The organism is Tautonia sp. JC769 (genome assembly GCF_040717455.1).
Lineage (GTDB): Bacteria > Planctomycetota > Planctomycetia > Isosphaerales > Isosphaeraceae > Tautonia.
The window spans coordinates 74,573-87,270 of sequence record NZ_JBFEFH010000011.1 but is presented as its reverse complement, the minus strand read 5'-3'; the positions used below and the strand labels follow the sequence as shown (position 1 = coordinate 87,270).

Annotated in this window: 9 protein-coding genes; 3 read left to right on the top strand and 6 right to left on the bottom strand. The window is 69.6% G+C overall.

The window, feature by feature from the left end:
- Nucleotides 1-100: 100 nt before the first annotated feature.
- The 3 genes from AB1L88_RS13100 to AB1L88_RS13090 form a co-directional block, all read right to left on the bottom strand.
- On the bottom strand, nt 101-1,372 hold the full coding sequence (locus AB1L88_RS13100) for a hypothetical protein (RefSeq protein ID WP_367097116.1): 1,272 nt from the start codon (nt 1,370-1,372) through the stop codon (nt 101-103).
- A 186-nt stretch (nt 1,373-1,558) separates the two neighbouring features.
- Nucleotides 1,559-2,383: an Ig domain-containing protein gene (locus AB1L88_RS13095; protein ID WP_367097115.1), complete on the bottom strand. Its 825-nt coding sequence runs from the start codon at nt 2,381-2,383 to the stop codon at nt 1,559-1,561.
- Between the two features lie 503 nt (nt 2,384-2,886).
- Nucleotides 2,887-4,185, bottom strand: coding sequence for a MotA/TolQ/ExbB proton channel family protein (locus AB1L88_RS13090; RefSeq protein ID WP_367097114.1), 1,299 nt, complete (start codon nt 4,183-4,185; stop codon nt 2,887-2,889).
- 335 nt (nt 4,186-4,520) lie between these two features.
- Here AB1L88_RS13090 and AB1L88_RS13085 point away from each other — a divergent pair, with 335 nt between their 5' ends.
- Nucleotides 4,521-4,748, top strand: coding sequence for a hypothetical protein (locus AB1L88_RS13085; RefSeq protein ID WP_367097113.1), 228 nt, complete (start codon nt 4,521-4,523; stop codon nt 4,746-4,748).
- The gene (locus tag AB1L88_RS13080) at nt 4,745-5,167 is read left to right on the top strand and encodes a PIN domain-containing protein (protein WP_367097112.1); all 423 of its coding nucleotides are present in this window, start codon (nt 4,745-4,747) and stop codon (nt 5,165-5,167) included. The genes AB1L88_RS13085 and AB1L88_RS13080 overlap by 4 nt, the downstream gene beginning before the upstream one ends.
- Before the next feature lie 35 nt (nt 5,168-5,202).
- Here AB1L88_RS13080 and AB1L88_RS13075 read toward each other — a convergent pair whose 3' ends face one another.
- The 3 genes from AB1L88_RS13075 to AB1L88_RS13065 all read right to left on the bottom strand — a co-directional run bounded on the left by AB1L88_RS13075 (nt 5,203) and on the right by AB1L88_RS13065 (nt 10,621).
- On the bottom strand, nt 5,203-5,628 hold the full coding sequence (locus AB1L88_RS13075) for a DCC1-like thiol-disulfide oxidoreductase family protein (protein ID WP_367097111.1): 426 nt from the start codon (nt 5,626-5,628) through the stop codon (nt 5,203-5,205).
- A 124-nt stretch (nt 5,629-5,752) separates the two neighbouring features.
- Complete coding sequence (locus tag AB1L88_RS13070) at nt 5,753-9,259, bottom strand: serine/threonine-protein kinase (protein WP_367097110.1); 3,507 nt, start codon at nt 9,257-9,259, stop codon at nt 5,753-5,755.
- A 792-nt stretch (nt 9,260-10,051) separates the two neighbouring features.
- The gene (locus AB1L88_RS13065) at nt 10,052-10,621 is read right to left on the bottom strand and encodes a sulfotransferase family protein (RefSeq protein ID WP_367097109.1); all 570 of its coding nucleotides are present in this window, start codon (nt 10,619-10,621) and stop codon (nt 10,052-10,054) included.
- A 540-nt stretch (nt 10,622-11,161) separates the two neighbouring features.
- On the opposite strand from AB1L88_RS13065, the gene AB1L88_RS13060 reads away from it, so the two are divergent.
- Nucleotides 11,162-12,628, top strand: coding sequence for a neutral/alkaline non-lysosomal ceramidase N-terminal domain-containing protein (locus AB1L88_RS13060; RefSeq protein WP_367097108.1), 1,467 nt, complete (start codon nt 11,162-11,164; stop codon nt 12,626-12,628).
- Nucleotides 12,629-12,698 lie beyond the last annotated feature (70 nt).

Below are 12,698 nucleotides of genomic sequence, written 5' to 3'. Positions count from 1 at the left end.
CGACACAACGCCGAGGAGGCGGGAACCGTGGTCCCCCCCTCCTCGGCGTTGGTGGATGGCGATGATCCTCGGGATCGCGGCGTCGCAGCCGGGCGATCGATCAGCGGCCTCCCCGGCCCCCGCGTCCCCCGCGATCGCCGCCGCCGAAGCCGCCCCGACCCGCCGACCGCATGTCGAGCGTCGAGAAGTCGAACTTCCGGCCAAGCAGGCGGTTGTACTGCTTGATCTGCGACGAGCTCAGGACCTTGCCCATCTTCTGCAGGGCTTCCTTCTCGTAGGTTTCGCTCTGGGCTTCCAGGGCGTCGAGCTTCGCCTGCGTCTCGGGGTCGATCTGCGGGCGACCGCCCCTGCGGTTGTTATTGTCGTCGTCGTCGTCGTCGTTATTGTTGTTATTGGCATTGGCGTTGGCTTGCCCGGCGGCGGGACGGCCGCCAGCGGCGGCCGGCTGACCCGGCTGCCCGGGACGGCCCGGCTGCCCCCCTTGATTCGGCTGGAAGAAGCTCCGGAACAGGTCCCGGCGGGCGTTGTTCGCCTGTTCCTGCTTCATCTCCATTTCCTGCTTGATCAGGGCGATCTGCTCGCGCTGATACGGCAAGAGTTGCAGGGCGTTCTGCACCTCGACCTCGGTCACGGCCATCGGCCCCTTGGCCTGGAAGATGATCTCCTTCAGCCGTTTCTGCTGATCCTTGCTCAGCAGCGACGTGACCGCTTGCTCGCTCTGCTGCTGCATCTGCGTCATCATCGTCCGGAAGGCGTCGCCCCCCGGGAATCCGCCGCCGGGGCCGCCGAAGCCTCCCGGCCCGCCGAAACCTCCCGGCCCGCCCGGTCGGACGCCTCCCGGCCCGGCGAAACCTCCGGGGCCCCCCGGTCGAACCCCTCCGGGGAAGTTGCCGCCGGGTTGCGGGCGTCCGCCCTGCTGGCCGCCCCGGTCACGCTGATTGCGCATCTGGTCGCGCATCTGGCTGAAGGCTTCCCGACGCGTCTCCTGCATCTGGGTGTCGACCGCCTTGAGCCGTTCGAGCTGGGCGTCGGAGATCTTCAATTCCTGCCGGACCGGCTCCTGCTCGATCAGCCACATCGGGCCGCGCATCTGCACGACCCGGGCGACCGTCTCCGGGTCCACCTCGCGCCGTTCGTCCTCACCCTCCTCGTCCGACGGAGGCCGGACCACCCCGGGGATGTTCGGCGTCTCCTCCTCGGCCTCCGAGGTGGCATCCTGCGACGGATCGGCGCCGGGGGTCTGGGCCGGGGTCGAGCCCGGGGTGCCCCCCAAATTGCGCCGGACCTGCGCCGAGGCCGAAGGGGCCAGTGCGAGGAGGCCCGCCGCCAGGAGTGCCGCGGTCAGTGGATACCGTCGGTCGATCACGTTCATCCCCGATGTCCTCCGTCTCGTGAGGGAATCGCCAAAGGCGGGTGCGGGTCCGGCGGCGTGCCGGGTCCGGGTCGCTTCGCTTCGGAGCGGCTCCGATTCAGGGCGTCCTGAGATCGAAGCATCCATCTCATTCTCATTCTAAGCGTTGCGCCGCCCCGATTGGACCCGGAAATCTTCAATTCTCCCTCATCGAGACACCTGGGGATGATTGCTTGGGGCCGTCGCCACGGCCGACGTCGCGCCCGGGGCGGGGCGCCCGGCGTCGGTCGCCCGGTGCATCCAGAGCCATCCGGCCAGCGCCACGACGGCCGAAAGGGTCGCCAACCGGACCACGCCCCGATACAGGGCGAACCGCCTCGACCCCGAGGCGCCGGGGGTCCGCGTCATCGCCTGACGCTGCATCGCGGCCACCCCGTTCATGGCCACCAGGTGCACCAATGCCAGCACCAGGAAGCCGAAACCGAGCTCTCCCCAGGCCCGCCACGGCAGCCTCGGCAGGCCTAGGCTCGCCTCCAGGGGGGTCGGAAGGCTCAGCGGGCCGTCGGGCTGATAGACCAGGAGCGACAAGGCCCGGCCGTCCGACTGACGGCCGTCGCTCACCCGGACCCGCACCGAGACCGGGCCCGGCGTGGCCGATTCCGGCGTCCCCCGGATCAGGCCCCGCTCGGCGTCGAACGCCAGGCCCTCCGGCATCGGGCCGTCGATCACCCAGCGCAACGGGCCGCTCCCCCCGGTCGCCGACAGGGCCAGCTCGTAAGGCCGGCCGACGATCGCCTCGGGGAGTCGTCCCGGGGTCGCGATCGCCAGCGGTTCCGGCTCGTCCCCGGCCGACCCCGCCGCCGCCCCGCTCGAATCGACCGCCCTGGGGATCAGGGCCATGATCACCATGACCAGGAGCAGGATGAACAGGAGCGCCCCGGTCAATTTCGTGACCACCACGGCCACGAACGAATCCTCGCCCGAGCCGCCGAACTCCAGAACACCGTGACCGCCTCGACGTCCGCGACGCATGGTCGTGCGATCTCCTTCCTGTGTGCCTCGGTCCGGGGCTCGCCCTCGCCCGGCCGCCTTCTCGAAATCCATCCGGGGCGATCGGCCGCGAGGCCGGGATCGGCCCCTCCGGCCGCATCCCTCTGGTTTTTTTCCCGTCGAGCAAGGGCCGGGGTAGGGGGGGACTGCGCCTGCGGGTCTGACGCTCGATCAAAGCTACCACCCCTGGATCGATTGCCCCCCCCACCCTGACCCTTGCTCGACCCTGTGTCCGTTGATTCGTCCCGGGCCGCGGGGCCGATCGACGCCCTCGAACCGGCCCCCGTCACCCGTCACCGGTCCGTTTTCGCCCGGCCCCGCCTTCGGTTTCGGCCGATCCCGCCGGAAACTCCAGTCCCCCGGCGGCAATCGGCCCCGGCCACGGAAAGAGGGGCGCGATGCCCTTCGATCTCCTGGCGCGAGTCGGCGCCGCCACCCCCGGCGGCCCCGACTCGAACGGACCGAAGGCCGATCCGACCCGGCGATCAGGCCGCCTTCGAGGCATCCTGGCCGCCACCGCCGCCGAGCGTCCCCGCCCGTTCCTCGAACATCTTGCGGACGATGTTCCGGTACAGGGCGTTCCCCTGTTCCATGCTCACGTGCAGGAGGTCGAGCGCGTCCTTCAGGCTCGTCAGGGTCCGGGCCAGTTGCTCCTGAGTTGACCGGCTCGACCGCTCGAACGCGGCCGTCCACTGGTCCGAGAGCGACTCGACGGCCACCGTCGCCCGGTCCATCCCGCGCCGGATCGGTTCGAGCTGCGTCTCGATCGCCGGCTGATCGTTCAACGCCGCCTCGATCCGGGCCAATGCCGCCAGGACCCGCCGGATCGACTCGTTCGCCTCTCCGACGGCCCCCAGGTCGTCGCCCAGGCGGCCGATCGCCTCGGCCCCCCTCCTCAGCTCTCCCACGGCGGCCGGCAGCGTGCCGACCGACTCGGCGAACCGGTCGACCGACGGCCCGAACCCCTCGCCCAGCCGGTCGGTCAGGGCCGCGATCAGCTCCTCCCGCATCCGATCCAGGTGCGGCGCGAGCTCCTCGCCCGGCCCCTCCGGCCGGCCCAGACGCGGCAGGGCATGCTCGACCACCCAGGCATCGACCCTCGCCAGGTGATCCTCGGCCAGGCGATAGATCACCGTCTGCACGAACATCAAGGCCGCGCTCAGGAACAACGCGAGCAGGGTGCTGTCGAACGCCACCTGCAAGGCCGACGTCACCCCCGTCAAATTCCCGAGGAAGCCGTCCAGCTCCTTGACCATCGGCAGGACTTTGCTGATGTTCCCGAGCGCCAGGCTGATCCCCTCGACCGTGCCGATGAAGCCGATGACCGGCAGCAGGTACAGGATGTATCGGGTCAGGGTGAACCGCGCCGCCGTCCGCTCCTGGTCCAGGGCCGAGACCTCGCGGTTCAGCTCCATCAACTGCCCGACCGTCGGGGCCGACTGCCCCCGGGCGTGGCCGTCGAGCTGCCGCAATCGACTCGGCAGCAACCGCCGATCGGTCGCGGCCACCGCCTCGCCGCCGACCACCCGGTCGAGCTGCGCCGGGGCCTCGGCGAAGGCCCGCTCGTCCCCTCGCAGGCGGTTCCACTCGCGCACGAGCATCAACACCGCCCACGCATAAATGGCCGTCCCGGCGTACTGATGCCAGCCCCGCTCGAACATCAAGGTCGGGTTGAAGACCATCAACCCGACCGGGAACGCCAGGGCCACCGCCAGCAGGGCCAGGGCACCGGCATACGACGCCGACGATCCCCCTTGGGCCAGGTCGTTCGCTTTGCGGGACATGCAGCATCCCTCCTCTTCTGGTCCGCACGCAGTCCACCCGATCGCCGGCCTTCCTGGCCGGCCTCACAACCCGTTCCATCGGCCCGAGCCGCCCCCCGACTTCAGCGGCGGCCCCTGACAATTCGCTCCCGTGCCTCGCCATCGGCATCTCGACGGGGGACCCTCGGCCTGCGTCTCCCCGCTGGCAAGGTGACGATCCGGCCCGATCGACTCGAAGGCCCGCGGGGTCGGACCGCTGGGCCATGATGCGGCCGGATGGGGATCGATCCGACCCTTGCGATCGCCCGCCGACTCCGCTCCCGCTATACTTTCCAATAAAGAAGGAGGGACCATTCATGGCCCAGACGTATACCGGTGAAGTGCGAGGCGGGGTGGTCGTCCTGGATGAGGGAGTGCCGCCGCCTCCCGAGGGGACGAAGGTGCAAATCCAGCCGATCGAACCGGACGAGGCGCTCCGCGACCTCTCCCAGGCCTTGGCCGAGTTCGCCGGGAAGGCCCAGAGACTCCCGCCCGACATGGCCGAGCAGCACGACCATTACCTCCACGGCACCCCGAAGCGATGACGACGCGCTTCGCCGACTCGTTCTTCTTCCTGGCGATCGGGAACCCCAGGGATGCGGCCCATCGGCGCTCCCTGGCGATCTCCTCGAACGATCCCAGACCGCTCGTCACCACGGCGTGGGTCCTGACCGAGGTGGCCGACGCGCTGGCCGCGCCGGGAAACCGTCAGGCGTTCCTCCGATTGCTGGAACGGCTTCGGAGGAACCCGGCCGTCGAGATCATCCCTGCCGACCCCGACCTGTTCGACCGCGGACTCGATCTCTATGCCCGGCGCCCCGACAAGGCCTGGAGCCTGACCGACTGCATCTCCTTCGTCGTCATGGCCGATCGCGGCCTGACCGAGGCCCTCACCGGCGACCACCACTTCGAGCAGGCCGGCTTCCGCGCAGTCTTGCGCGAGGGACCATCCCCCGGCCGTTGACCCTCACTCGACACCGGATCGCATCGGCCGAGCCGTCACGGCAACAGTCGAGCCCGCTCCGAGGCCGTCGGCAGGCGGCACGCCTCGGCCGGGCCGAACCAGCGATAGCGTCGGGCCGCCACCCGGTCGTACCCCCAGTCGCGCACCGGACGGGGGATGACCAACCCAAGCCTGCCCAGCAAGGGCCACGGCCACCGCAACCGGCGCAGCACCCGGAAGGCCGCCCCCGACCGGTCGTACAGCCGGCCGCCGTCGAGCAGCAAGACCGTCGACAGGTCCGGCCTCCCGAATTCCGGGCACCGTTCGCGGAACGTCTCCCCCTGCAGCGGCGCGAGGAAGACCCGCCCCTCGGCGTCCTGGTCGAGCACGAACTGCACGAACCGATTGCAGAGGCCGCATTCCCCGTCGTAAAAGACGATCGGCTCTCGAACCTCGGCCCGCGATTCCGAGCAAGCGGCCATGTGACCCTCGATCTCGACGCCTCCCCCCGCCCCGATCGGTGCGCGATCCCCCGATCGGACCGGGCCTCGCCGCAATTCTTGCACGCCCGTCAACCCGATGCGGGGCGAAGCACGCGGAATCGGATCATCCCGCCCCGTCCGCCTTCCCTCCCGCCTCCTCCCGCAACCGCGTCACGTCTCGCCAGAGCCGCTCGAACCGCCTCCGCTCCGCTTCCGGATGGTGTTGCAAGGCGTCCGCGTCTCGAATCGACTCCAGATCCGGGTCGATCCACCAGTACTCCAGCGTCTCGGCGATCTCCCTCGCCTGAGCCTCATCGGCCCGATCGGCCAGGGCCGACCACCGCTCCAACTCGTCCCGAAGCCAGCCGAGGGCCCTGGCCCGCAACGCTGCCCGCGATTCCGGGCCTTCCGGAGCATCGACCCCCTGGCCGTCGGCGGCCAGCGCCGCGGCACAGGAGGCATTGTAGGTATGCTGGTCCTCTCGGGAATCGGCCAGCGCGGGATCCGATTCCAGCGCGTCTCCCCAGAGCCGGGCCGCCGCGGCGAATCGTTCGGTCTCGTACGCATGATCGGCCAGGGCGAGGCGGATTTCGTTGTCCTCCGGCTCGTTTCCCGCAAGCACGGCCTTCAACGAGGTTTCCAGCACCTCGAACATCGGGTCGCCGACCTGAAGCTCCTCCAGAAGCCGCTCGGCCTGGGCAACCAACGCGTCGTCGCCGAGTTCCTCCGCCACGTCCAGCAGGCTCACGCACGAAAGGATCTGGAACTCCCTCAAGTCCGCGTCCTCCGGGGCCGATTCCAACGCCCTTCCTTGCCATTCGATCGCCCGGAGCAACCGGTCCCGGGCGTCGGCGAACCGCCCCTCGTCCACATCGAGCAGCGCCAGGTCGTCGAGGACGCTCCCGAGCCTTCGCTGGAACAAGGGGATGTCTGGGGCCTCCCGCACGAGCCGCTCCCCGACCTCGATCGCCCGCTCATACGACCGCCGCGCCTCCGACGGGTCGCCGTGGTCTTCCAGCACCCTCCCGAGCGCGGTGTGACTCTCCACCAGGAGGTTCCGGAAATCGACGAGCGCCGGGAAGTCACGCACCAGCGCGGTCCTGATCGCCACGGCCGCCTCGTGCTCCCGCCGCGCCCCCTCCAGGTCTCCCATCTCGGATCGGAGCAAGCCGAGATTGTTGTGATTCCTCGCCAGCCCGGACCGGAACTGGGTCACGGTCGGGTTGGAGTCGACCAGCGTCTGCTGAATCTCCTGCGACGCCTCGAACGCCTCGAGCGCCCCGGCCAGGTCGTCCTGGGTCCGCAGCACGATCCCCAGGTTGTTCAAACTGCCCCCCAGCACGTTCCGCACCTCGATCCCCGTCGGGTCCGAGGCGAGCAGGTCCTTCTGGATCGCCACGGCGGCCTCGTACTGCCGACGGGCTCCGTCCACATCCCCCATCATCTTCAGCACATTCCCGAAATTACTGTGGGTCCTGGCCAGCCCGTTGCGAAACGCGGTGACGGACGGCTCGGCCTCCGCCAGCGCCGACTGATGTGCCACGGCGTTCTCGAATGCCTCCCGGGCCGCCTCCAGGTCGCCGCGATCCGCGAGCACGATCCCCCGATTATTCTCGGCGTCGGCCAGGCTGTTCCGGTATTCGGCGACCGAGGGGAACTCCGTCATCAACCTCGTCCGAATCGCCACCGCCTCGCCATACTCCCGGAGCGCCCCGGCCGGATCCCCGACCGTCGCCAACAGCACCCCGAGATTCTGGTGGCTGGTCGCCAGCTCCGCCCGGAAGTCGTCCCTCTCCGGGTGATCGGCCGCAAGCTGCTTCCAGAGGGCCTGGGAGTCCCTCATGGCCGTAACCGCGTTCTGCGGGTCGCCGATCTGATTGCTGATCTCGCTCAGCTCATACGCCGCCAGGGCCAGGCGCTCCAGGGCCTCGGGCCGGGTGTCGCCGTCGGCTTGGAGCCGGTCGCGCAGGCCTTTGAAGAACACCAAAGGCTCCTGCAGCAAGGTCTTGCGCAGCCCGTCCAGTTCGGGAGAATTCTTCAGGATCGGGTTCTCGGCCACGGCGTCGCGGAAGCGTTTGACGGCGTCGATGGCCCGCTGCTCGCGGTCCTCGGCCCGGGAGCGTTGCCGATCGAGGGCAATGTTCGTCTCGACCAGTTCCAGATTCGTCTCGGCCAGCGCGGCCCGGCCTCGCGTCTGGACCACCGCGACGGCGCCCAGGCCGATCAGGCCGACCAGCACCGCCGCCGCCCCCCCGGTCACGGCCGATCGGTGCCGAGACACCCACCGCGCCAGGCTCCTCGTCCACGGCTCCGGGTACGCCTCGACCCGCTCGTCGGCCAGCCAGCGGTCGAGGTCGTCGGCCAGGGCCCGGGCCGACGCGTAGCGGTCGCCCGGTTCGAGCGCCATCGCCTTCAGGCAGATCGCCTCCAACGCCGGATCAATGGCCGGGTCGATCTCCCTCGGATGGCGAAACTCGCCCCGCCGGACCCGTTGCAACACCTCGGCCAGGTCGGCCCCCTCGATCGGCGCCCGGCCCGTCAGCAGGGCATACAGTGTGGCCCCGAGGCTGTACACGTCCGACGCCGGGCCGAGCGCCTCCAGGTCGCCCCTCGCCTGCTCCGGGCTCATGAACGCCGGCGTCCCGACCGCCGATCCCGGCAACGTCTCGGCCGATCCGCTGGCCGAGCTGGGGATCAACGGCCGCTCCTCGGCCGGGTCGACGCCCGAGCCCTTGCCTTGCGCCTTGGCCAGGCCCCAGTCGACCACCAGGGTCTCGCCGTGCTTGCCCACGATCACGTTGCCCGGCTTGATGTCCCGGTGCAACACGCCTCGTGCATGAGCATATTCGATCGCGTTGCAGATGTCGGTGAACCGCCTCAGCAGCTTCCGCAACTCCAGCGATCGGCGGCCGGGATCGGTCCTCAGCGACCGATCGGCGTGGAAGCGCGCGATCGCGTCCTTGAGCGAGTCCCCCCGGATGAACCGCATCGCGTAGTACGGCCGACCGTCCTCGAAGGCCCCCAGGCCGTACACCGGCACGATCCCCGGATGCTCCAGGCCCCCCGTGATCTCGGCCTCGATCAGGAACCGCTGGCGGCTGGCCGGGTCGTCGGCGTGATGGTCGAGGATCTGCTTGAGCGCGACTTCGCGGTTCAGTTCCCCGTCCACCGCCACGAAGACGGCGCCCAGTCCCCCCCTCGCGTGCGGCCGGAGCACCCGGAAGCGAAGCCCCTCGGCCGCGCTCGACCCGATCGCGAAGCCCGCCCGACCCGCGTGGCTGACGGTGGCCTCCGGGTCGCCCGATGCCGGGGGCACGTGGTCGATGGTGGCGTTCAGGTCGGGGTCGTTCAGCCCCCGCAAGCGATCGCGGGTCGAGCCCCCCACCCGCATCGCCGCCAGGCTGGCGGTCACGTCCCCCCCGTGCTGCTTCAGGACGAGCCCGGCCAGCGCCTCGACCGCCGCCCGCCCCTCGGGGTCGAGCGCCCCGAGGGCTATCAGGTGATCGGCCAGGCCCTTCGACGAGTCCCGGCACCAGGCACGGAAGCCTTCCACCAGTCGACCCTGGTCGATCAGGCCGTTCTGCAAGGCCAGCAACCCGAGCAAGAGATTCCGGTCAGCATCACCGGACATGGCGGCGACTCCTTCGTCCCGAGGGCATGCCCGAGCCTCGCCGAGTGCCCCATCGCACCCCGGCTCAGGCCTTGATGTGTTGAACGGGCGGATCGTCTCGCGATCGCGATTCTCTCCCTGCTCCTCGCCCGACACAACCCCCCGGCCCGCCTCGCGTTGCCCTCCGGCAACCCGCGATGCGTTCCCTCCATTCGCCTTGCCCAATCTTCCCCGTCGAGGGCATTTCTTGTGACTAAGCCTGCCTGAATTCCCGATCCTTTCAGTTGTGCCCCCGACTCCCGATTCGGCCGATCACCTTCGCCCCCGCTCCATCCTGAGCTCCCTGAGCTTCCTCCCGTGACGCGACCCCACCGGCACAACTTCTCGATCCCTCGACCACCTTCCTGGATTCACCTCCTTGGCGAGTCGCAACGCCGCGCGCCTTGCTCCACCGTTCCGCATCGCACCGCGCAGCCGTTTCTTCAAATCGGCTTCGCCCCGCAACCCTCACGAAACGAACAAACGCCCCATTCCTCAACGACATGCGAATCAAAACGTTGCGCCAGATCGGCTTGCCCCCGATCGGCGCACCAGGGGCGCACCGGTTCGCGCACCGACGAGCGCCCCCGATCGGTTCGCTCCTTCGATGCGTCGCCAAACCGAACAAAGCCACTTGCCGAAATGGCAGCGAGCCACTCACCACAGCTCACAACCGAACAAAGCCATTTGCCAGAATGGCGGCCCCCTGTCGCCAGGGGACTCGTTCCGAACAAAGCCACTTGCCAGAATGGCAGCGTCTGGCAAGCGACCCGCTCAGCCTCGATTCCGGTACAGGTCAGGCTCGACCACGGCGACCATCTTCCCCTCGTCGAGGATCCCGCCGAGGAACTGGTTGACCTGCGAGGCCAGGGGGACCGGGTCGGAGACCATCCGGTTGTAGTCGACCTCCAGGATCGACAGGTGCGGCTGCTGGACGGCCCAGGCCTCGAACTTGGAAAGCTGCGCCTGGAACAGGGCGGCCATCTTCTCGTCGGAGATCCCCCCCGCGTCCCGGCCGAGGCGGGCGAGCATCTTCTTCTGGGAGGCGAGCACCTCGGGCATGCTCCTCCTCATGAACAGGACCCGGTAATGGCGGTCGCCCGGCAGGTCGTAGAGCAGCTGGTAGACCATCTTGACCGCCTTGCCGTGGGCCGAGTCGAGCCACGAGGGGTCGTCCTTGGTCTTCTTGGCCGGCTCGAACTCATAATACCCGCGCGGGTTGTCCACATCGGCCTCGCGGATGGCGTCGGTGACGACCGGCATGCCGCCGGCTTCGAGCATCCGCATCATCATCGACGTGCCCGAGCGGGGCAATCCCGAGACGATCGTCACGAACGGGTTCATCGCGTCCCTTCCTCCTTGCCTTCGAGTGCCAGCCTCAATCCGATTCCACCGCCGATTCCCAACGGCCCATCCCCCTCGCCCGGCCTCCGGCCACCCTCTTCCCCGCAAATGAGTGTGAGGGTCCCATCTTCCTCCCTCTCCCCCGCCCTCGGGGGAGAGGGCCGGGGTGAGGGGGCCGTTGCCAGGGGTCGAGGCCGTTGCAAGCCGAACGCCGCACCCTCACCCGGCCCTCGGCCACCCTCTTCCCCATTGGGGGCGAGGGGTGAGATGGCCTCCTGCTCCCCCGAGAGCGGGGGAGAAGCCCGTGGTGAGGGGGCCTGGCTCGCTCGCGGATTCCGAGCCCCGGCCCGGCGCTCCGCACGCCGGCCCCGAGCGATGGCCTCAAGTGTCGCCTCCCGCGACGGTCCTGGGAAGGGCAACCGGCCGGCCGTCTCCGGGCCGACGGGCCGCGACCTGGCGTCGGGCGCCCCGCTCAGGCATGATCGTCTGGATGGATTGACGCAGGGCCGCCCGCACCATCATCCCGGGAGACGACACCCCATGAGGCTCGCTCGGATCATCCGCAGAGGTCTGGCCACGATCGCCCCGCTCGTTGCGTTGGTGTTGGCCGCTCCAGAAGGAACGACCGCCTCGACCGCCCAAGAGGCCGACGCGCTGCTCGTCGGCTTCGGCAAGGCCGACATCACCCCCGAGGTCGGCGCCGACGCCCCCACCGTCTTCGTCGCCGGCTACGGCCAGGACCGCCGGGCGACCGGCGTGCACGACCCGATCTGGTCCCGCGCCGTCGTCCTCCGCCACCGATCGCAGACCATCGCCCTCGTCTCGGTCGACCTGGTCGGCGTGCAGCTCGAACTGGTCGAGTCCGCTCGAACCCGCTTGAATGACATAACTTACGTCCTCGTCAGCTCGACCCACAACCACGAAGGCCCGGATGTGATCGGCCTCTGGGGGCCCTCGCCGGTCGTCTCGGGGGTCGACCGGGCCTACCTGGAACAGGTCGAGGACGGCATCGTCGCCTCGGTCCGATCGGCCGAGGCGGCCCTCGCGCCCGCCGTCGCCTCGTACGGGACGGCCGAGGACGAAGCCTTGCTGGCCGACAGCCGCGACCCGGTCGTCAAGGACGGCGTCCTCCGCGTCCTCCGCTTCGACCCTGCCGAAGGAAACGGCCCGCCGATCGGCCTGCTCGTCCAGTGGAACTGCCACCCGGAGAATCTCGGCAGCCAGAACACCCTGATCACGGCCGACTTCCCCAAGGCGACCGTCCGGACCCTCGAAGCCCGGCACGGCTGCCCCGTGGCGTATTTCACCGGCGCCATCGGCGGCCTGATGAGCGCGGCCGAGGATGTCCTGACCCGACCCGACGGCACCTTCTACGAGGAAGGGGACTTCGCCTTCGCCGACGCCTACGGCGTGGCCATCGCCGACCTGGCCGACCGGGCGATCGCCGGGTCCTCGCCAATCCCTCTCACCCCCTTCGCGGTTTCGAGCGTCTCGGTCTGGCTTCCCCTGGAAAACCCGCTCTACCGCCTGGCGAGGGCCGCCGGCGTGCTCGACCGCATGGGCGACCGCTGGACGGGCGACCCGTACACGCCGGGCCGGTCGCTCGGCCGCCGCAACATCCTCGGCCCCCTGGCGGTCCGGACCGAGGTCGCGGGCCTCCGCCTCGGCGCCTTGCACGTCGCCGCGATCCCGGGCGAACTCTACCCCGAGCTGGTCGCCGGCCGGGTGGAGGACCCCGCCGACCCGAACGCCGACTTCCCCGACGCCCCGATCGAGCCGAGCGTGCTCGACACCCTTCCCGACGGCCCTGTCTTGATCCTCGGCCTCGCCAACGACGAGGTCGGCTACATCATCCCCCGCCGCCAGTGGGACCGCGAGCCCCCGTTCGCCTACGGCCGCGACAAGGCCCAGTACGGCGAGGTCAACAGCATCGGACCCCAGGCCGCCCCCATCCTCCTGCACGCCCTGCAACGCGCCGTCGAGCAACTGGAAGAAATCCAGGAATGACAAACCGCGTCACTCTCCCGCTCTTTGACAACTCCTCATGCTTTTTGACGACTCATCACATGTAGGGTCC

Coding starts and splice junctions, on each gene's coding strand:
- AB1L88_RS13100 (WP_367097116.1), bottom strand. CDS start 1,372: ATGAACGTGATCGACCGACGGTATCCACTGACCGCGGCACTCCTGGCG.
- AB1L88_RS13095 (WP_367097115.1), bottom strand. CDS start 2,383: ATGCGTCGCGGACGTCGAGGCGGTCACGGTGTTCTGGAGTTCGGCGGC.
- AB1L88_RS13090 (WP_367097114.1), bottom strand. CDS start 4,185: ATGTCCCGCAAAGCGAACGACCTGGCCCAAGGGGGATCGTCGGCGTCG.
- AB1L88_RS13085 (WP_367097113.1), top strand. CDS start 4,521: ATGGCCCAGACGTATACCGGTGAAGTGCGAGGCGGGGTGGTCGTCCTG.
- AB1L88_RS13080 (WP_367097112.1), top strand. CDS start 4,745: ATGACGACGCGCTTCGCCGACTCGTTCTTCTTCCTGGCGATCGGGAAC.
- AB1L88_RS13075 (WP_367097111.1), bottom strand. CDS start 5,628: ATGGCCGCTTGCTCGGAATCGCGGGCCGAGGTTCGAGAGCCGATCGTC.
- AB1L88_RS13070 (WP_367097110.1), bottom strand. CDS start 9,259: ATGTCCGGTGATGCTGACCGGAATCTCTTGCTCGGGTTGCTGGCCTTG.
- AB1L88_RS13065 (WP_367097109.1), bottom strand. CDS start 10,621: ATGAACCCGTTCGTGACGATCGTCTCGGGATTGCCCCGCTCGGGCACG.
- AB1L88_RS13060 (WP_367097108.1), top strand. CDS start 11,162: ATGAGGCTCGCTCGGATCATCCGCAGAGGTCTGGCCACGATCGCCCCG.